Genomic DNA, 20,948 nt, shown 5'->3' with positions numbered 1-20,948 from the left:
TTATAAGTTTATTTATTGAAAAATTTTTAATTGCCCATTAACACATCAAAAGACTAGCATCAGTAAGTGGTATGCTAGTCTTATATAGATTATAACATCTTTTTTAAATATTGTCCCGTATAAGAATGGTTATTTTCTGATATATTCTCTGGAGTACCTGTGCATAAAATAGTACCTCCTTTTTCCCCACCTTCCGGGCCCAAATCAATAATGTAATCAGCACATTTTACTACATCAAGATTGTGTTCAATAACTACCACGGTGTTACCAGTATCAACAATTCTTTGAAGAATATCTATAAGTCTGTTTACATCATCTATATGCAGACCAGTAGTAGGTTCGTCTAAAATATATAAAGTCTTTCCTGTGCTTCTTTTAGAGAGCTCATATGCAAGCTTAATTCTTTGGGCTTCTCCTCCAGATAGCTGAGTTGATGGCTGACCTAATCTTATATATCCTAGTCCAACATCCATAAGTGTTTGTAACTTATTCTTTATTCTAGGTATATTTTCAAAGAACTCTAAAGCTTCTTCAACTGTCATGTTTAAGATATCATCTATATTTCTATTCTTATATTTTACCTCAAGTGTCTCTCTATTATATCTTTTTCCTTTACAAACCTCACAAGGAACATATACATCTGATAAAAATTGCATTTCAATTTTTATTATTCCATCTCCGCTGCAAGCCTCACATCTTCCGCCCTTTACATTAAAGCTGAATCTTCCTGGTTTATATCCTCTCATCTTAGATTCTGATGTATTAGAAAAAACTTCTCTTATAATATCAAATACACCAGTATAGGTAGCTGGGTTTGACCTAGGAGTTCTGCCTATAGGACTTTGATCTATATTTATTATCTTATCTATATTCTCTACTCCTAAAATATCCTTGTGTTCTCCTGGATTATCTTTGGAGTTATTAAGTCTCTTATTTAAGCCTTTAAATAAAATTTCGTTTACTAAAGTACTTTTTCCCGAACCTGAAACACCAGTTACACAAGTCAGTATTCCTAGTGGAAATTCTACATTTACATTTTTAAGGTTATTCTCTTTGGCTCCTTTGACAATTATAGCTTTTCCATTGCCTTCTCTTCTCTCTTTAGGAACTTCAATCTTTTTCCTACCACTTAAATACTGTCCAGTTATAGATTTTTCATTTTTGATTATTTCATCTATAGGTCCGGTTGCTATAATCTCCCCACCATGTTCTCCTGCTCCTGGACCTATATCAACTATATAATCTGCTTCTCTCATTGTATCTTCATCATGTTCAACTACAACTAAAGTATTACCTATATCTCTCAAATGTTTTAATGTAGTTATAAGCTTATCGTTGTCTCTTTGATGAAGTCCAATGCTTGGTTCATCTAGTATATATAAAACTCCAACCAAACTTGAGCCTATCTGGGTTGCTAACCTAATTCTTTGGGCCTCTCCTCCTGATAGCGTTCCTGCAGTTCTGGATAATGTCAAATAGTCAAGACCTACGTCTATTAAAAACCTCAATCTACTTTTTATTTCTTTTAGTATTTGATCACTGATTATTGCTTCTTTTTCTGACAGACTAAGCTCTTCTAAAAATTTCAGCTCATCTCTTATAGGCATTTTACAGAACTCAAAAATATTTTTGTCACCAACAGTTATAGCTAAAACTTCTGGCCGAAGTCTTGCACCCTTACACTTAGGACAAGGTTTATTACTCATATAATTTTCAAATTCACTTTTTATATAATCTGAATTTGTTTCCAAATATCTTCTCTTTAAATTGTTGATTACACCTTCAAAAGCGTGATTAAATTGCATTGTTCCATTTTCTCGAGAATAATTAACCTTAATTTTCTCTCCTTTTAGGCCGTATAATAAAATATCTACTACTTCGGGTTTTAATTTTTCTATAGGCGTATCTAACTTGAATTTATATTCCTTAGAAAGTGCCTTTAGTATAGCAAATGTCCATGAATCTTCCTTTAAACTTCCACTTCCCCACGTGGCAACAGCTCCATCTAGTATACTTTTGCTTTTGTCTGGAATAATTAAATCTGGATCTAGCTCCATTAGTGTACCAAGTCCATCACAATTATCACATTTTCCAAAAGGTGCATTAAATGAGAATAGTCTTGGCGTAATTTCACCTATGCTTATACCACACTCAGGGCAGGCAAACTTTTCGCTAAATAGTATATCTTCTTCTCCTATTATATTTACTATGACCAACCCCTCAGCAAGTTTTAATGCTGTTTCTAAAGAGTCTGCTAATCTACTCCTTATGTCTGGCTTTACAACTAACCTATCTACTACTACTTCAATAGTATGCTTTATATTCTTCTCAAGTTTTATTTCATCCTCTTGTAAATCAATAGTTTCTCCATCTATCCTTGCCCTGACAAATCCATTCTTTTTTATATTTTCTAACACTTTGACATGTTCACCTTTTCTAGCCTTTATAATTGGTGAAAGAATTTGTATTTTAGTCCTTTCTGGCATAGATAACACTTTATCTACCATTTGGTCCACTGTCTGTTGAGTTATCTTTTTACCACATTTGGGACAATGAGGAATTCCTATTCTCGCATACAATAGTCTTAGATAATCATATACCTCAGTAACGGTTCCAACTGTAGAACGTGGATTCCTACCTGTAGTCTTCTGATCTATAGAAATTGCTGGTGATAAACCCTCTATATACTCCACATCTGGTTTGTTCATTTGCCCTAAGAACTGCCTAGCATAGGCAGATAAAGATTCCACATACCTTCTTTGTCCTTCTGCATATAAAGTATCAAAAGCCAAAGAGGATTTTCCTGAACCAGAAAGTCCTGTAAACACAATCAACTTATCTCTTGGTATCTCTAAACTTACGTTTTTTAAGTTATGAACCTTAGCACCCTTTATTACTATGCTATTTCTCATTAGCTTTACTTACACTCCTTAACATTTTTATTAATAAGAACTCTAGTTCTTTTTTTGTTTTTTAAGTTTTAATATAATATCACGTAATTTCGCTGCTTGTTCAAATTGAAGATTTTTGGCAGCTTCCTTCATGTCCTTTTCATACTTTTCTATAAGTTTATCTATATCTTCATTATTAGCCTTAACAGCATCTTCTAGACTATCATATTCCACGTTTTCCTCTGAAATCTTTGTAGCTTCTATTACTTCTCTAATTTCCTTTATGATAGTTTTAGGAATAATTCCATTTTTCTCATTATACTCTATTTGTATTTTTCTTCTTCTATTAGTTTCTGATATAGCTTTGTTCATAGAGTCTGTTATTCTATCTGCATACATTATAACTTTGCTTTCTGAATTTCTTGCTGCTCTTCCTATAGTCTGTATAAGTGATCTCTCAGATCTTAAGAACCCTTCCTTATCTGCATCAAGTATTGCAACTAACGCTACCTCTGGAATATCTAATCCTTCTCTTAGTAGATTTATACCTACAAGTACATCAAAGTCGCCTTTTCTTAAATCTCTTATTATCTTCATTCTTTCTATAGTATCTATACCAGAATGAAGATATCTAGTTTTTATATTCATTTCTTTAAGATAATCTGTTAAATCTTCTGCCATTTTTTTCGTAAGCGTTGTTACAAGTATTCTATGACCTTTAGATACAGTTTCTTTTATCCCTGCATACAAGTCATCAATTTGACCTTTAACTGGTTTCACCATAATTTCAGGGTCCAATAATCCTGTAGGCCTTATTATTTGCTCGGCTATATTAGTTGAATGGTCTAATTCATATTGAGCAGGAGTAGCACTAACAAACACTACTTGATTTAATTTACCTTCAAACTCTTCAAATCTTAAAGGACGGTTATCAAAGGCTGAAGGAAGTCTAAATCCATACTCCACTAAGGATTCTTTCCTGGATCTGTCTCCTGCATACATTGCCTTTACTTGCGGTAAAGTAACATGACTTTCATCAATAAAAAGTAAATAATCGTCTGGGAAATAATCTATGAGCGTCTGTGGAGGACTTCCTTTGGCTCTTCCATCCAATATTCTTGAATAATTTTCTATACCACTACAATATCCAACTTCTCTCATCATTTCTATGTCAAAATTAGTTCTTTGCTTCAATCTTTGTGCCTCTAGAAGTTTATCTTGAGACGTTAAGTCTTTAAGCCTTTCCTCCAACTCTTCCTCTATTTTACTTATTGCTATTTCGAGTTTCTCCTTTGATGTTGCAAAGTGGGATGCTGGAAATATAGATGCATGTTTGGTTGTCCCTATGATTTCCCCAGTTAGAACGTCAAATTCACGTATTTTCTCTATCTCATCACCAAAAAATTCTACTCTTATGCCTCTATTTGTTGATGATGCTGGAAATATATCCAATACATCGCCTTTTGCTCTAAAGGTACCTCTCACGAAATTTATTTCGTTTCTTTCGTATTGTATCTCAACTAATCTTTTTATGATCTCATCTCTATCCTTAATCATACCCTGTCTTAATGACACTGTAAGTTTCTTATATTCCTCTGGATTACCAAGACCATATATACATGAGACTGAAGCTACAACAATTACATCACTTCGTTCGAGCAATGCCGATGTTGCTGAATGCCTTAATTTGTCTATATCGTCGTTTATAGACGCATCTTTCTCAATAAAGGTATCTGTTTGTGGTACATATGCTTCTGGTTGATAGTAATCATAATATGATACAAAATACTCAACACAATTTTCAGGAAAAAAGTCCCTAAACTCCGAGCAAAGTTGAGCTGCTAAAGTTTTATTATGGGCTAAAACTAGTGTTGGTTTTTGAACCTTTTCAATTATATTTGCCATAGTAAAAGTTTTTCCTGAACCAGTTACTCCTAAAAGAGTTTGAAACTTTTCTTTCTTTAACATTTTTTCTGCTATACTATTTATAGCTTCTGGCTGATCCCCTGTAGGTCTAAATTTAGAATGTATTTTAAAAACACTCATTCTCTATTCATCCTCACCTTTATCTTTGTTTTTTATTTTATCTAGTATTTCACCGAACCTGTTTTCATCAAGCTTTACAACCATACTATCCTTTGGAACTCCTCTAGGTACAAATACTATACCTAATCTTTTATTACTATTTAATTTGCTATAGCTTACTTGTTCAAATTTTCCTGTTACTTTCTTCACCTTAAACCATATAAAGTTAGAACATTCTCTTATTGCTTCTGCTATCTTTTCTTCATTTTCTATTTTCTTATTGTTAACTTCTACTAGCAAATCACCACTTTTAATTCCCATTTCATTTGCTGGTGAATTAGGGGCAACAGCTAATACCATAATTCCTTCTTCTCCACTTATGAATTTAGGCTTTCCGCTTACCTCTATATATCTCTGAAATGCTATAATGCCTTCATGTGCTGCAGGTGCGAATATAGCTACTAAAAATTTAAGTGGCAAATTCAAAACTGAAACTTGCGCTAATGCAAACAATGCAATACTATATACTATTACTAAAGAACCTGAAATCAAAGTTTTTGATTTCTTATCCTTTGTGAAGGTTATGCTATTATAACCTACCATTCCATAAAAAGGTATCAAGGATACTACTGCGTATTTTAATATATCTGATGATATAGAGCTTTTAACTAAAGGCCACCATTCTGGCGTTGGTATTTGCCAAGTTGTGCCTACAATTGAGTTATTATGAATAATAAAAAATAGTGCTATAGGTAGTGCCCAATGTCTTTGGAAGGCAAAACCACCTATTATTTTTTCGTCCTTGTTAGTAAACACGGGTATCGCACCTGTTTTTCCATCTATAATAATAAGTATGCCCTCAATAAAATGAAGCACTGCAACCATAGTCATAAGTGATACAACATCTATTTTCAGGAAATCTAAGTTAGGAATATTAAACGACTTTGAAATTAAGTTCAACATCAAACTGGTAAAAGCAAGCGCTGCTCCTGAGTAAGAAAAGCATATAAATCTTGGGTTAAAAAACATAAATATTATAGACATTAAAAATATTAAGTCTACAGCTGAACTTTCATCAAATACTATTCCTAAATATGACATTGTTATACTTGCTAAAGCGCCTGCAAATATCCCTATAACAATTTGAGATATTGTAAGTTCAAAAGGAGTATTAATCTTTTCTCCTATTATCATTCTTTGCATTACAGTAATTCTCTTGTTTTTCCTATATAGAATGAATCCCAAAATAATCAAAAAAACTACTAAGTAAGGTTCTGTCAACGCATAGGCTATTGCTCTTAATGTAGACATTAAAATGTTCATTAAAAAAAATTCCCCTCTCCATAAAGTGAAATTTGCGTAAAATAAATTTCACTTCATCTTACGCGTAAGTAATGAAGTTAGACAGATAAAATCTGCCTAACTCTATAAATTAAGTATTCTATAAGATACTTTAAATACTAATTATTTAATTTTACTTTTTGCTATCTCAAGCGCTTTTGCAAACTGAGGATCTGTATTTCTATCATAAGGCTTTTGCCTTAATTCATCTGGATATTTTACTTCCACATTAGGTTTTATTCCTGTATGATGTATATTTTCACCATTTGGAGTATAGTATTTTGAAACAGTAACTTTAAGAGCTGTTCCTTCTCCTGCATTTAATATAACTTGAACTACTCCTTTACCAAAGGTTTTCTCACCAACTAAGGTTGCAAGTTTATAATCTCTCATAGCACCAGAAAATATCTCTGAAGCACTAGCTGACCCTTCATTTGTAAGTATAGTTACTGGCAATCCTTGAGCTACTCCTCCTTTAGATTTATACTCTGTCTTCTTATTATACTTATCTATAGTAGAAACTATAACCTTATCTTTTGGAATAAAGTTAGAAACCATATCTACACATTCATTAAGTAGTCCACCTGGATTTCCTCTTAAATCAATTATTAATGATTTCATTCCTTTTCCCTCAAGCTCTTTTAATTTATCAGTAAAGTTTTTTGCTGTATTTTCGTCAAACATTGAAACTTGAATAAGTCCTACACTATTGTCAATCATTTCACCTTTTACAGTAACAAGATTTATTTTTGCTCTTTTAAGCTTTACATCAAAAGTACCTTTGTTTTCCCTATATAATGTTAATGTAACCTCTGTTCCTTCTTGACCCTTCATTAAAGTTGCTGCTTTATCAAGTTCCTTGCCGCTTACATCTTTGCCATCTACTTTTTCAATTATATCTTTTGGCAATATACCTGCTTTTTTTGCTGGTGAATCTTCAAACATATCTGCTATAACTATATTGTTGTCTTTAGCTTGAATTTGCAATCCAACCCCACTATAATTTCCTTCCGTCTGAGTATTAAATTCATCATATTCCTTTTTATTCATAAATACGGTATATGGATCATTTAATGCTGAGGTCATACCTTTAATGGCTCCTTCTAATAAGTCTGCATCGTTTATATTACCATCATAATATTTATATAGCGTATTTCTTATTTCAAATAACTTATCAAATTTAGCTAATTGAGTTGATGATATATAAGCTTTTGTTCCAAACATTGTAATTGTATTAGTAATTAATAATGCTACTACAGTTCCTAGCACCCATTTTTTTTTGCTATTCAAATTTTCCACCTCTTTGCTATAAGCCTTATGTTTTATAGTATTTATATAAACCTTAAATAATTATAACATTAAAAAAAATAAATTTGCAAAATTATTTGTAAAATTTTAATAAAATGAGCATGCAGTTAAAAACTGCATGCTTATTAAACAGCTAAGAATTTTCTTATTGATAAAATACTACCCAATGAACCTATTATTAAACCTGCTAACATAAATAATCCTAAAATTGTAGAAAAAACATATTGTGGTGAAATAAGCTGAATCATTATTAGTCCCACAGATGCCTTAACATAAGCAATTTTATATACATAGTATAAAGCTACATCGGCCATTACTCCTCCAGCAATTCCTATAATTATACCTTCAATTATAAATGGCCATCTTATAAACCAATCTGTAGCTCCAATATATTTCATTATTCCTATTTCTCTTCTTCTTGAATAAACCGTAATTTTTATAGTATTTCCTATTAAAAATAATGAAACTCCTATTAATATTACGAATATAACACTACCAACCCATTTTATGGTTTTTGTTATAGCTAAAAGTTTATCTACAATTTCTCTTCCATCTTTTATAGTATCAATACCATCTGCACCTTTTATAGCACTAACGACATTTGACACTATTTCTGGCTTTTCAACTTTAATTATATATGAATTAGGCATAGGATTATCTTTTTCAAGACCGTCTACAAGACTTTTATTTTGATCTCCTAATTGCTTTTTAAACTTATCCATAGCCTGTGCTTTACTTTCAAATTGAACATCAACAACGCCATTCACAGCTTTGATCTTGCTCTCTAAGCTTTTTTGCTGTGGCGTGGTAATATTATCCTTTAAAAACACCTTAACTTCAACTCTTGATTCAACCTCTAGTATTCCTTGCTTAACATTTAATATAGTAAGGAGAAACAAACCAAGAATAAATAATGTTGCTGCAACAGTAGCGGCTGATGCTGTGCTTATAGTCTTGTTTCTTCTCAAGCTTCTTAATGCATCATGCATATAAAACTTAACAGTACTAATCCTCATATCCATAAGCTCCCTTCTGCTCGTCTCTTACAATTATACCTTTTTCAATAGCTATAACTCTTTTTCTCATATTATCAACTATTTCTTTAGCGTGTGTTGCCATAAGAATTGTTGTACCTGCATAGTTTATGTCATTTAGCGTTTGCATTATATCCATTGCAGTTTCAGGATCTAAGTTTCCTGTAGGCTCATCTGCAATTAATATAGATGGATTATTAACTATCGCTCTAGCTAGCGATACCCTTTGCTGCTCTCCTCCAGATAACTCATGTGGAAATGCTTTATATTTATTAGCTAGTCCAACTAAAGAAAGCACCATTGGTACCTTTTTTCTTATTTCTCTTAAAGGAGCCTCTACTACTCTCATAGCAAAAGCTACATTCTCATATACATTTAAAGTAGGTATTAATCTAAAGTCTTGGAAAACTACACCTATTCTTCTTCTGTAATACGGTATCTCTTTTCTTTTTAAGTTAGTTACATCGAGATTATTTACTATTATGTTTCCATTTGTGGGCTGCACCTCTTTTAATAGCATCTTTATAAAAGTAGATTTACCTGCTCCACTTGGTCCAACTAAGAATACAAATTCACCTTTTTCTATTTTTACATTTATATTTGATAATGCAAATATATTATTGTTATATACCTTACTTATATTTTTGAATTCTATCATTAGAACATCTCCTCATACCAACATAAGTTTCATTTTTTTTTACATAACCATGTTTATTATAACATAATAAGACATGAAATAAATATTTTATTGTATTAATTTATTATTAACAGCGAAAAAAGCATATACAATTGAGTCTTATTTAACCGTATATGCCATTTATATGAACAAATTAATGTTCTATAATATCCTTAAATCCTTCTCCTAAAACTTCATGTGCATCGTTTATAGTAATAAAAGCCCTGGTATCAATTTCCTTTATGTACTTTTTTAACCTTATAAATTCTTTTCTTCCTAATACAGTATAAAGAATATATGTATCTTCTTTTGTATATCCACCCTTTCCAGCTAACAAAGTACATCCTCTTTCGAGCTGTTCTATTATAAATTTACTTATCAAATCATTTTGAGAACTTATAATCATTATTTGTTTTGAAACATTAAGACCTTCAATAACTGTATCTATCACAAATCCATTTATTATAACAGATAAAAGTGCATACATACCTGCATCAGCCCCAAAGGAAATTGCAGCGAAAAGAGTTATAATAAAATCCACTACAAGAAGTGACTTTCCTATGTCAAGATGAACAAATTTATTTAATATTTTTGCCAATATATCGGTACCACCAGTTGACGCATTCTGATTAAAAACTATTCCGAGTCCAATTCCACACATAAAAGTTCCAAACAAAGATGCCAGCATTAGATTTTTTGTAACTACCATACTTGGTGTCATTATCCTATCTATAATCCATATTATTCCTGAAAGACTTAAACTTGTATAAATAGTTTTCCCACCGAATTTATTTCCTATAATGATGAAGGCAATAATAAATAATACTACATTCATTATTAACATTAATAGTCCTATGGATATTTTAGGCATATAATAATTAATTATTATTGCCATTCCTGAAACTCCACCAGCTGCTATTTTATTAGGTGCTAAAAAAAATTCTATGCCTATGGCAACTAATACAACACCTATTGTAATTAGGACATATTCTTTAAAATTTCTCATATATATCAAACCCCACTAATAAAATAATATTATAAACAGAATTAGAATAATAAGAATAATATTCCCTATTTTTAAATTTAATATTAGAAATAAAAAAACACCCTAATTAAAATTAGGATGTTCTAATTGAACTTAAATATATTACTTTAAAGTTAAACCTTTTTTTACAGCTTTAACTATATCTTCGGCAGTTAAACCATAAGCCTTTAAAAGTTCAGCTGGCTTACCACTTTCTCCAAAGGTATCTTTTATTCCTACTCTAACTACTGGTGTTGGTTGATTTTCACTTAAAACTTCACAAACAGCAGAGCCCAATCCGCCTATTATACTATGTTCTTCTGCAGTTATTACAACTCCAGTTTCTCTTGCTGCTTTTATAATAGCCTCTTTATCTATAGGTTTTATTGTATGTATGTTTATAACTTTTACCTTTATTCCTTCTTCAGATAGAGTATTGTAAGCCTCTAAAGCAGCATCTACCATAATTCCTGTTGCAATAATAGTTGCTTCTTTTCCTTCTCTTAAAGTTATAGCCTTACCTATTTCAAATTTATACTCTGGATTATCATTGATAACAGGCACTCCTGATCTTCCAAGTCTCACATAACAAGGGCCTTGATATTCTGCGATTGCTTTAATTACAGCTTCTGCTTCTACTCCATCACTTGGACTTATAACTGTCATATTGGGTAAGCTTCTCATTAAAGCTATATCTTCAACTGATTGATGTGAAGCCCCGTCTTCTCCTACTGTAATTCCTGCATGTGTAGCGCATATTTTTACATTTAGCTTTGGATAACATATTGAGTTTCTTATTTGCTCAAAAGCTCTACCACTAGCAAATACAGCAAATGTACTTGCAAAAGGAATCTTTCCACAAGCTGCCATACCAGCAGCTACAGTCATCATATTTCCTTCCGCTATTCCCATATTTACAAATCTTTCTGGACATACTTTCTTAAAATCAGCTGTTTTAGTTGATTTAGATAGATCAGCATCCAATACAACTATTTTCTCATTTTCCTGTCCTAATTTTGCTAAAGCCTTTCCATACGCTTCTCTTGTTGCTATTTTATTAGACATTATTCTTCACCTCCAAGTTCATTTAAAGCTTTTTTACATTGCTCTACGTTTGGTGCTGTCCCATGCCAACCTGCTTCATTTTCCATGAAGGATACACCCTTGCCTTTTATTGTTTTACAAACCACCACTGTTGGTTTATCCTTTGTTGATTTAGCTGTTTCAATTGCATCGATTAGTTGTTCAATACTATGTCCATCTACCTCTACAACATTCCACCTAAAAGCTTTAAATTTATCAGAGATTGGTTCTGCTGACATTACTTCTTGAATAGGTCCATCTATTTGAAGTCCATTATAATCGATAAAAGCAGTTAAGTTATCTAACTTATATTGAGCTGCTGCCATAGCGGCTTCCCAAACTTGACCTTCTTCTAACTCACCATCACCTAATAATGTATATACTCTATAATCTTTTTTATCTATTTTTCCTGCTATAGCCATACCAACTGCTGCTGATACACCTTGACCTAAAGAACCAGTAGACATATCTACTCCCGGAACTTCATTCATATTTGGGTGTCCTTGAAGTATTGAGCCAAGTTTTCTAAGATTTTTTAATTCTTCTACATCAAAAAATCCTCTTCTAGCAAGTGTACTATATAATACTGGTGCAGCATGGCCTTTAGAAAGAACAAATCTATCCCTATTAAGATCCTTTGACTTTTCAGGATCTATATTCATTTCATTAAAATATAATGTAGTTAAAATTTCTACTGCTGACAATGAACCGCCTGGATGACCTGATGCAGACTCAGTTAGCATCTTTACGATGTCTTTTCTAATTGTTGTTGTTATTTGTTTGAGTTCTTCTAAGTTTTTTTTCACAATTCCGACCTCCTATAGTAAACCTTAAGTTTAGAAATTCTTCTACTATTTTACCACAAAAAAATCTTTTTATATACAATACAATAGTGAAATTTTTCTTTAATTAGGACTGTAACATTTAAATTCGTCTAATAAAAAACACGACAAATTGCAATATAACAAATTGTCGTGTTTAAATTTATTTATTGTAATCCAACACTTATTAAAAGTGCTTCATCTACCTTTAGCATATCATCATCAGTCATATGACCTATTTTCTCTTTAAGTCTTCTTTTATCTAAAGTTCTTATTTGTTCAAGCAAAACTACCGAATCCTTATTGAGTCCATACGCTTCTGAAGAAATTTCTACGTGCGTTGGAAGTTTTGCTTTGTTTATCTGAGAGGTAATTGCTGCTACAATAACGGTAGGACTATATTTATTGCCAACATCATTTTGTATAATGATTACTGGCCTTATCCCACCCTGTTCTGAACCCACTACTGGGCTTAAGTCAGCATAAAATATATCTCCTCTTTTCACTACAGTGGTCATCAGCTAAATCACACTCCGAAAGCTTCGCTTCATATTCTTTAAATTCTTTCATGTCACTTGCAAAGCCCATTTCTGCAAACTCAAGATTGAGTTGAGACATCTCTTTATATCCTTTTTCCATTTGCTCTATAATGCTTAACCTTTTTTTCTCTTTAATATATAATATGATAGCTTCCCTAATAAATTCACTTCTTTTTTTGCAATCTTCTTCAAGTGCCTTATTAAATTCATTATATAGTGCTTCTGAGAGGTTTACCACTAATCTCTTTGAATTTGACATATAAAAATTAATACCTCCTATTAACTTAAGCGAAAGATATGTACACACAAATTATAATCCTAAAGCTGTCAACATGTCAAAGAAATTATACGTAATTTCACCACTTTTCTACTTGTATTTTTACACATAATCCCCTTTTTTTACAATGTATTTGTGTGCATTACCAAATTTATTTTAAATTGATATATGTACTTCGCATTATAATTAATAGTTTAAATTGGCCTTACCTTAATAATAGAAGTTAATTTTTATTTTTTGAAATAAGTAATTAAGAAAAGTTATCTTTTATATTTTTAAATTTACTTCATAACAATATATTAGTATATTATACAAAGCATTAATTTTATATACATCATTTACGGCAATTAGCAATAGGGAGATATAAAACCTTCTAATTGTAAGTTATACATAATTTTTTACTTTTATTATCTTTCCATCTTCTATATAAACTCTTGGAACCCTCTTGCTTATCATACACATAATTTCATAACTTATAGTACCTAGTATCTCTGCAATGTCATCAGCATTAAACTTTAGATTTCCGTCACTTCCCATAAGTATAACTTCGTCGCCTACTTTTACATCACCTACATCTGTAACATCTATCATACACTGATCCATACATATATTGCCAATCACAGGGGCAAATTTGCCATTAATTATTACTTTTGCCTTACCTGACAGCATCCTAGTATATCCATCAGCATATCCAACAGGTAGAGTCGCAATTGTGCTTTTTCTTTTTGTCATAAACTTTCTTCCATATCCTATATATTCATTTTTGTCTAATTCTTTAACATATATAACATTTGTTTTTAATGTCATAACACTTCTTATATCTAATTCATTTTTGTCAACTTCATTTGATGGATAATATCCATATAATATTATACCAGGTCTTGTCCCCTCGTAATGAGTATCAGGAAGTTCCATTATAGCCGCACTATTAGCTATATCTCTCATATTTACTTTTATATCCTTTTGTTCTAATTTTTCATAGAACCAGTTATATTTCTTAAATTGCATACTAGAGTAATTTTTATCTATTTCATCTGCAGTACAAAAATGTGAGAATAAACTTTCTATTTCTATATTAGGCAGTTTGCTTATTTTATATACTTCTTCTACACTCTTTTCATTTGGCAAAAATCCTATTCTCCCCATTCCTGTATCTACGGCTACATGAACTTTTACCTTTTTTTCTCTAGCTTGCGCTGCTTTTGATAAATTCAAGGCATACTCATATGAAGAAACCGCTGGTTCTACATTATATTCTATCAACGTATCAGATAATGTTTCAGGCGTTAACCCTAATATCATTATAGGACATTCAATGCCGCTTTTTCTTAACTCTACAGCTTCAGTTAAAACAGCAACTGCAAGTCTTGTGGCACCATTTTGCAAAATTACTGGTGCTACATCCACTGCCCCATGTCCATAAGCATCAGCTTTTACAACTCCTATTAACTCCTTGCTTTTAGCCTTTTCTCTAATTTTCTTAACATTGTATTTAAGGTTGTCTAAATTAATTTCTGCCCATACAGGCCTAAAGTTTCTAAACATATTATCTCCCCCATAGCTCATTTATAATACATATAAAATAAATTTATTTTCATATATATTAATTATACAATATATTTCGAACAATTTCACAATTCAGACTACATTTTTGGAACAATCTTGAATACGAACCTTTTAAAACCTAACTATGTTATGTCAAATATATCTTTTTGAAATTCTTCATTAGCTTTAAAATTAATATACTCGATTTGAATTTTCTTTTTTCCTTTTGAATCATATATAAATAAGTACTTAGGGAAACTTTCAATTTTGTTTACATATAATTCAGCTTTACTGATATTCTTATTGTTACCTGGTATATCTAATTGTATTACTTCAAATTCCTCATTTCCAACTTTTTTAAGGGAACCCTTTATAACTTCATTAGTATAAAGTAACTTAACATATTCGCCAATAAAACTTAATTTGAACAAACTATCAAAATCTTTATCGGTATCATATTTTAATCCACTTTGTAAATCCTTAACAGATATTTTATCACCTTTATATATCAATACTCTGCTTTTGTCTAGCTCAAATCTATAACCATACCTTTTATCATAAAATTGTTTTCCGGTATAGTTTATAGTCTGCTTATCATTTTCTATCTTCATATTTATGTCGCAACTGTAGCTGTCTAAATTTTTTAAATAATCAATAGCTTTTTCTGTATAATCATTTTTCTTTCCACATCCTATAACGACTATAGATGCAGTAATAAGAATAAATATTAATAGAAGCCTTTTCCCCATCTTAATCCCCCTAAAATTACATTTATTTAAGCATCTTTACTATTAATACTATTCTTTTTTATATTTTTATATTCTTATATTTTTGTTAACCTTTAATTACAATCCTGTATCTGCTTTATTGAAAAAGGAATATCATCTAATATATGACTTGCATTCACACAAAACATGTTTTTTGAAAGCTTTTCACCAGAATATCCATGTATGTAAGCAGCAATATATGCAGCTTTTATAGGTTCATACCCTTGACCTACAAAAGATGCTATCATTCCTGTAAGACAGTCTCCCATTCCTCCTGATGCCATGGAACTATTTCCTGTAGAATTTATAATTGTCTTTTCACCATCTGTAATTATGGTATTAAATCCTTTAAGAAGTACAACTATATTATTTTCTTTTGCGAACTGTTTAGAAACTTCTATTCTATTTTGTTTTATATAATCTATTGAAAGTCCAGTTATCTTAGACATTTCACCTAAGTGAGGCGTTATAACAACCTGTGACTTTTTGTTCTTTAATATGTCTATTCTATCCTTTAATACATTTATTCCATCGGCATCTATAATTATAGGACAAGAAGAATTATTGATAATATTGTTTAGCATTTTAAGTGTTAATTCATTGTTTCCCATACCAGGACCAATAGCAATAGCATTGCTTCTCTTTACGGCCTCATTCAGCTTATTTTCATCATCAAAAGAAATAGTCATGGCTTCTATAAACTTTGAACTTAAAATATCTCTAATTTCATTACTGCAGCATAAAGTTACAAGACCTGCTCCACTTCTTATTGCTCCCTGCGTACATATATATGCTGCCCCAGTATATCCTTTTGATCCGGCAATAACTAACACTCTTCCATAGTCTCCCTTATGAGAATACTTATCTCTTATCTGAAGCATATCTCTTACCATTGTTTCATCTATAATGAATTCATCATTATGAAATTTGTTTATAACTGTTTCAGGAATCCCTATATCCTCTACAATTATTTTACCTGTCAATTTATCAGTTCCATAATTTAAAAATCCCTTTTTATATAGTTGAAAGGAAACAGTTTTATCAGCCCTAATGCAGTTTCCTAGTACTTTTCCTGTATTGCTATCCAGTCCAGAAGGAACATCAATAGAAACTATATACTTGCTATTCTCATTAATTATAGATATGACAGAATCATATATCCCTTCAATGTTTCGAGAAAGACCTGTGCCAAAAACAGCATCTATTGTCATGTCATTCTTCTCTATAGAATCTCTTAGACTGTTAATGTCTTCAAAATTGCCAACATTATTAATACTGACTCCCATTTTTTTTAATATATTATAATTTATCTTGCAATCTTTTCTCATGTTTTCTTTACCACCAACTAAAAACACTTCTATCTTCTTATTTAAAACCTGAAGGTGTCTAGCTACGGCAAATCCATCTCCACCATTATTTCCCTTAGTACATACTATACAAAAAGAATTATATCTTTCTAATTCTAAATTCTTGATAACTTTTAGAGCAGCATTTTCCATTAACACAATTCCTGGTATATCAAGTTCATTTATACAATAATCATCTATTTTCTTCATTATTTCTGAAGTTGCAATCCTCAAGTTTATCAACCTCCATCACTGCATAGGCAACTGCATTATCTATTCCATGGGATATACTCAAATGAATTCTATAGTTTCCGTATTTTTGAGCTATTAGCTTAGCTTTGCCTCTTAATACTACTATAGGTTTTCCAGATGCAGTTCTATCAATTTCTATATCCTTAAATTCAAATCCACTAAAGCCTGTTCCTAACGCTTTAGAAACAGCCTCTTTTGCCGCAAATCTACCAGCTACAAATTCAGGTCTCAGATTTCTTCTTTTAAGATATTCAATCTCATTTTTGCTAAACATCTTATCTACAAAACTAGTATTCTTGCTTAGTGCGTCTTTAATTCTTCTAATTTCAATGATATCAATCCCAACTCCTAAAATCAAAGATATCACCCCCATTATTAATAATAAATTAAATCTTTCTATTTTAAAAGCTTCAAGTTAACACATAATCAGCAGCTAAAAGAAAAAAAGAGGATTTTTCCTCTTCTCACTATTATAAATGCCTATTGTCTTCCTAATAAGCTATATATTTTACTTCCTTATCAAAATCTATTATATACTCATCAATATAGTCACCTAACACATCAATTAAATGAATTGGTGATACAGCATTATCATATAATAACTTTAACAAGTTATGGACTTTATATCTCTCTGGACTTATGCTGTTTACACTATCTCTTTCTATGTTTACTAATTTTCCGTCTATTACGTCCTGTCTTTCAATTTCAATCCCATATGATTGTACCTCTATGGTATCTTTTCCATATGTAATATTGATGCCGTTTTTTAATAGTCTATAGAGATAAATATTCCTCATATTTTCTCTGCTCTCTGTTCTTATTAAATTTTCAACTACCATAGTGCTGTTCCCCCCATAACTAACTTCATAGTTATATTAACATATCTATCAAAAGAAATATGTCATTTCATGATAATGTTAAATATAACTTATCTCTTTTATATGACATTAAAAAACTTCTACCCCCTATTATGCAAACATGTATATTACTTTAATGTAATTATCTACCTTTTTATTATGTGTGATTGTCGAAATGCTAATTATTTTGACAATTTCTTTTTTTGCTTATATAATTAATGGTTTCTTCTAAAATATCGTCATTTATCCCTAAATATTTACATATATCTTCCAATATTAATATTACAGCTACTACTAAAACACAATCATCGCCCACACAATGCTTTAAATCATATAAATCAATATATTTCTTTAATGTGTCTTTTTTGAACTTTATGTCTGAATATATAGTATTTAATATATTATTTAATGTATTATAAGAAAGCATCAAAAAATCTTTTTTAGATTTTCTGTTGCCATTTATAACATGTTTTACTATGTTATTTAACGAAGCCTCCTTGTAATATTCCTCCATATGAAGATTGTAATTATTTCCTATGTATCTTCCCACCACATAGCTATCTATTAATGCTATTTCTCCCTCAGTATTAAATAGTATTGCAAGTTCTATACTTTTCTTTCCTTCCTTTCTTATATCCTCTACTATCTCGCCTATTCTTTCATTAAACATTGTTGTAAATTTTGAATCAAAAATAAAATATTCTAATTCCTGACTAGAACACTCCGATACAAATTCAAAAAAATTTCTATAAACCTTCTTCATGTAATCTTTACTTCTCAAAATATCACCCTCTAGAAAATTCTTTTAAGCATAAGTACATATCTTATATCTTTTCTCATTAATAAAAAAATATACTATATACCTAATACCTAATGCCTTTAGCCTTTTCTTTTCCTTCCCTGTCAAAAGCTAGTGTAGCATTTAATTCCCCTCCCATTATTATTATTATTGACAATAAAAATAACCATGTTAACAGTACTATTACTGTACCTATACTCCCATATACTCTTGAATAACTAGAAAAATTATTTACATAATATGCGAACCCTAAAGACACTACAGCTAAAGTTATAGTTGAAAAAACAGCTCCCGGTACTACCTCTTTCCATGTAAGTCTTCTACAAGGAGTATACCTATATAAAGCTGCAAAAATAAATATAGTAGCTGCGGTCATAATAAAGTATCTCAAATTATTCCATAAAAACTTGAAAAAATACGATGCTCCCAATTGATCAGCTAAGGTTTTTCCTATTATCTCACCAAAAACTAATACTAAAATTGTTACCAATATTATAAAAGTCAGAGCTAAGGTACTCAAGATTGCTATAAGTTGAACTTTAATAAAGGATCTTTTCTCCGATTCATTATATGCTTTATTTATTCCTCTAATTACTGCATTTAATCCAGTAGAAGCTGACCATATAGTAATAATTAAACTTAAAGATAATAGGTGACCATGTCTTGTATCGACTACCTCTATCACTATATTTTCTATAAGTTCTACAGTATTATGTGGTAATATTTGTGTCAATCCTTCTAAAACATATGAGCTATTTATTGAACTAACCCCAATAACCGTCATAAGAAATATTATGAACGGAAAAAATGAAAATATTAAACTATATGCTAATTGAGATGATAGTGCTAATACTTCATCATCGATAAATCTAATCGATAAATTTTTTATATCCTTTACTACCTTGCTTTTAATCGATACCTCACCCTCCCTCAATGTTTCGACTTAAATTCTATTTTTTCAAAACATAAATAGCTTTGTTATAATAAGTACCTGCAAATATAGTATGTACTATGATAATATAATAATACCTACATCCAAAATAAGATGCAGGTATTATTATGTTTTTAAAAATTTTTAACCCACTTAATTGCTTCTATATATGAATCTAGAATATCTTCTGAACTTACAGAAAGTTCTTCAGAATAAATTATAGTTTTATCCCACTCCCCTCTTTCATAACTCTTAATTAAATTAAGTATAGTTCCAAGATAGTTGTTTTCGCCAAGTAGTGCAGCGTTAACCTCTGAAGGAAGAAAAATCTCATTTAACACATCAGAGATAGGCCTGCTTAAAATAGAGTCAATTAGCGAGAATATCCCCATAATGTAAGCAGTAATAGAATCACAATTACAACTACATTTGTTAACTATTAATTCAGCAAATTTAGCTCTAATCAAGGAACAAGTTATAAGTTCATCATTTTTGTTCCCAGCAATATTCTTCATTAAGATTGCATAAAGCCATTTTCTAGTTTCATTTTCACCGATCAAAGCAATCGCTCGACTTATAGAGCCAATCTTACCATTAAAACCATAAGCTGAGGAATTTATAAGCTTAAAAAATTTATAAGGAATAGAAACATCCCTTAAAACAAGTTCCTCTATTTTCTTTATATTCAGCTCCGATTTCACCAATTCTTGTAAAATCCTTAAACTAACAAGTTTGTTTGTCGGGATACCCTTTCCAGTAATAATTACAGGTTTGCTAAAATAGTATCCTTGGAAATAAGAATATCCATAATCTATTGCTTCATTAAATTCCTCTATAGTTTCTACTTTCTCAGCCAAAAACTTTATATTTTTACTTTTCAGTCTATTTATTATATCTCTTCGTTCTTTTCCTTTGGTTATTCTAAAATCAATTTTTATTATATCTACTATATCGATAAGTTCTTTATATTTTTCATCAAATACAAAATCGTCAAGGGCTATTCTATATCCTAATTGCTTCAAATTTTGGCACTCTAAAACTATATCAAAACTTGGTTCTACAGTTTCTAATATTTCAACAACAAGAATATCTGGACTAATGGCTTCTGGAATGCCATCTTTTATAAGCTTATCTGTAAAATTTATAAATGCCTTTTTCCCACATATTACATTATCAATACCTATCGTAGATAGACTATATATAACATCTAGGGTAGCCTTGTCTCCATCATCGTTATTGTATAAGTTATTATAATCACTTCTAAATAATAACTCATAGGCAATAACTTTGTTGTTTCTATCAAAAATAGGTTGTCTAGCTATGAATACATCCATAAAAATCACCTTCTCAAACACTAACATATTTGTGGCTGTATTATTATTTATAATTCACTTTTATATCACGAATATTATTACAATATATGAATTTTTTA

19 protein-coding genes are annotated in these 20,948 nt (G+C 30.6%); all 19 read right to left on the bottom strand.

Annotated features, from left to right (window positions below):
• Positions 1-89: 89 nt before the first annotated feature.
• The 19 genes from uvrA to I6U48_RS01465 all read right to left on the bottom strand — a co-directional run bounded on the left by uvrA (position 90) and on the right by I6U48_RS01465 (position 20,850).
• Positions 90-2,912: an excinuclease ABC subunit UvrA gene (uvrA, locus tag I6U48_RS01555; RefSeq protein WP_218318636.1), complete on the bottom strand. Its 2,823-nt coding sequence runs from the start codon at positions 2,910-2,912 to the stop codon at positions 90-92.
• Positions 2,913-2,954: 42 nt separating this feature from the next.
• On the bottom strand, positions 2,955-4,937 hold the full coding sequence (uvrB, locus tag I6U48_RS01550; protein ID WP_218318635.1) for an excinuclease ABC subunit UvrB: 1,983 nt from the start codon (positions 4,935-4,937) through the stop codon (positions 2,955-2,957).
• Between the two features lie 3 nt (positions 4,938-4,940).
• Entirely contained in the window at positions 4,941-6,239 is a 1,299-nt protein-coding gene (locus tag I6U48_RS01545) for a PDZ domain-containing protein (protein ID WP_218318634.1), read from the bottom strand.
• A gap of 141 nt (positions 6,240-6,380) precedes the next feature.
• On the bottom strand, positions 6,381-7,547 hold the full coding sequence (locus I6U48_RS01540; RefSeq protein WP_218318633.1) for a S41 family peptidase: 1,167 nt from the start codon (positions 7,545-7,547) through the stop codon (positions 6,381-6,383).
• Between the two features lie 143 nt (positions 7,548-7,690).
• The gene (ftsX, locus tag I6U48_RS01535) at positions 7,691-8,581 is read right to left on the bottom strand and encodes a permease-like cell division protein FtsX (protein WP_218318751.1); all 891 of its coding nucleotides are present in this window, start codon (positions 8,579-8,581) and stop codon (positions 7,691-7,693) included.
• Positions 8,571-9,257, bottom strand: coding sequence for a cell division ATP-binding protein FtsE (ftsE, locus tag I6U48_RS01530; RefSeq protein ID WP_218318632.1), 687 nt, complete (start codon positions 9,255-9,257; stop codon positions 8,571-8,573). The genes ftsX and ftsE overlap by 11 nt, the downstream gene beginning before the upstream one ends.
• A gap of 172 nt (positions 9,258-9,429) precedes the next feature.
• A complete protein-coding gene (locus tag I6U48_RS01525; protein WP_218318631.1) occupies positions 9,430-10,281 on the bottom strand; it encodes a YitT family protein in 852 nt (283 codons plus the stop codon).
• A 141-nt stretch (positions 10,282-10,422) separates the two neighbouring features.
• Positions 10,423-11,364, bottom strand: coding sequence for a transketolase family protein (locus I6U48_RS01520; RefSeq protein ID WP_218318630.1), 942 nt, complete (start codon positions 11,362-11,364; stop codon positions 10,423-10,425).
• Positions 11,364-12,188, bottom strand: a complete 825-nt coding sequence (locus I6U48_RS01515) for a transketolase (protein WP_218318629.1) — start codon at positions 12,186-12,188, stop codon at positions 11,364-11,366. Before I6U48_RS01515 ends, I6U48_RS01520 begins: the two co-directional genes overlap by 1 nt.
• Before the next feature lie 182 nt (positions 12,189-12,370).
• Positions 12,371-12,721: a type II toxin-antitoxin system PemK/MazF family toxin gene (locus I6U48_RS01510; protein ID WP_218318628.1), complete on the bottom strand. Its 351-nt coding sequence runs from the start codon at positions 12,719-12,721 to the stop codon at positions 12,371-12,373.
• On the bottom strand, positions 12,681-13,001 hold the full coding sequence (locus tag I6U48_RS01505) for a CopG family ribbon-helix-helix protein (RefSeq protein WP_218318627.1): 321 nt from the start codon (positions 12,999-13,001) through the stop codon (positions 12,681-12,683). Before I6U48_RS01505 ends, I6U48_RS01510 begins: the two co-directional genes overlap by 41 nt.
• 402 nt (positions 13,002-13,403) lie before the next feature.
• On the bottom strand, positions 13,404-14,564 hold the full coding sequence (gene alr, locus I6U48_RS01500; RefSeq protein ID WP_218318626.1) for an alanine racemase: 1,161 nt from the start codon (positions 14,562-14,564) through the stop codon (positions 13,404-13,406).
• A 143-nt stretch (positions 14,565-14,707) separates the two neighbouring features.
• Positions 14,708-15,313 (bottom strand): germination lipoprotein GerS-related protein, encoded by a 606-nt coding sequence (locus tag I6U48_RS01495; protein WP_218318625.1) that lies wholly within the window; start codon positions 15,311-15,313, stop codon positions 14,708-14,710.
• Positions 15,314-15,405: 92 nt separating this feature from the next.
• Positions 15,406-16,911, bottom strand: a complete 1,506-nt coding sequence (locus I6U48_RS01490) for an NAD(P)H-hydrate dehydratase (protein WP_218318624.1) — start codon at positions 16,909-16,911, stop codon at positions 15,406-15,408.
• Positions 16,871-17,287, bottom strand: a complete 417-nt coding sequence (gene acpS / locus I6U48_RS01485; protein WP_218318623.1) for a holo-ACP synthase — start codon at positions 17,285-17,287, stop codon at positions 16,871-16,873. Before acpS ends, I6U48_RS01490 begins: the two co-directional genes overlap by 41 nt.
• 133 nt (positions 17,288-17,420) lie before the next feature.
• Positions 17,421-17,768, bottom strand: a complete 348-nt coding sequence (locus tag I6U48_RS01480) for a DUF6514 family protein (protein ID WP_218318622.1) — start codon at positions 17,766-17,768, stop codon at positions 17,421-17,423.
• A gap of 196 nt (positions 17,769-17,964) precedes the next feature.
• Entirely contained in the window at positions 17,965-18,567 is a 603-nt protein-coding gene (locus tag I6U48_RS01475; RefSeq protein ID WP_218318621.1) for a hypothetical protein, read from the bottom strand.
• Positions 18,568-18,649: 82 nt separating this feature from the next.
• A complete protein-coding gene (locus I6U48_RS01470) occupies positions 18,650-19,498 on the bottom strand; it encodes a YihY/virulence factor BrkB family protein (protein WP_218318750.1) in 849 nt (282 codons plus the stop codon).
• Between the two features lie 152 nt (positions 19,499-19,650).
• Positions 19,651-20,850: an EAL and HDOD domain-containing protein gene (locus I6U48_RS01465; protein ID WP_218318620.1), complete on the bottom strand. Its 1,200-nt coding sequence runs from the start codon at positions 20,848-20,850 to the stop codon at positions 19,651-19,653.
• Between the last annotated feature and the right edge of the window lie 98 nt (positions 20,851-20,948).

The organism is Clostridium thailandense, assembly GCF_019207025.1.
Taxonomy (GTDB): domain Bacteria; phylum Bacillota; class Clostridia; order Clostridiales; family Clostridiaceae; genus Clostridium_AM; species Clostridium_AM thailandense.
The sequence above is the reverse complement of the archived record's forward strand: the minus strand, read 5'-3'. Positions and strand labels throughout refer to the sequence as shown.

Coding starts and splice junctions, on each gene's coding strand:
- uvrA (WP_218318636.1), bottom strand. CDS start 2,912: ATGAGAAATAGCATAGTAATAAAGGGTGCTAAGGTTCATAACTTAAAA.
- uvrB (WP_218318635.1), bottom strand. CDS start 4,937: ATGAGTGTTTTTAAAATACATTCTAAATTTAGACCTACAGGGGATCAG.
- I6U48_RS01545 (WP_218318634.1), bottom strand. CDS start 6,239: ATGAACATTTTAATGTCTACATTAAGAGCAATAGCCTATGCGTTGACA.
- ftsX (WP_218318751.1), bottom strand. CDS start 8,581: ATGAGGATTAGTACTGTTAAGTTTTATATGCATGATGCATTAAGAAGC.
- ftsE (WP_218318632.1), bottom strand. CDS start 9,257: ATGATAGAATTCAAAAATATAAGTAAGGTATATAACAATAATATATTT.
- I6U48_RS01525 (WP_218318631.1), bottom strand. CDS start 10,281: ATGAGAAATTTTAAAGAATATGTCCTAATTACAATAGGTGTTGTATTA.
- I6U48_RS01520 (WP_218318630.1), bottom strand. CDS start 11,364: ATGTCTAATAAAATAGCAACAAGAGAAGCGTATGGAAAGGCTTTAGCA.
- I6U48_RS01510 (WP_218318628.1), bottom strand. CDS start 12,721: ATGACCACTGTAGTGAAAAGAGGAGATATATTTTATGCTGACTTAAGC.
- I6U48_RS01505 (WP_218318627.1), bottom strand. CDS start 13,001: ATGTCAAATTCAAAGAGATTAGTGGTAAACCTCTCAGAAGCACTATAT.
- alr (WP_218318626.1), bottom strand. CDS start 14,564: ATGTTTAGAAACTTTAGGCCTGTATGGGCAGAAATTAATTTAGACAAC.
- I6U48_RS01495 (WP_218318625.1), bottom strand. CDS start 15,313: ATGGGGAAAAGGCTTCTATTAATATTTATTCTTATTACTGCATCTATA.
- I6U48_RS01480 (WP_218318622.1), bottom strand. CDS start 17,768: ATGGTAGTTGAAAATTTAATAAGAACAGAGAGCAGAGAAAATATGAGG.
- I6U48_RS01465 (WP_218318620.1), bottom strand. CDS start 20,850: ATGGATGTATTCATAGCTAGACAACCTATTTTTGATAGAAACAACAAA.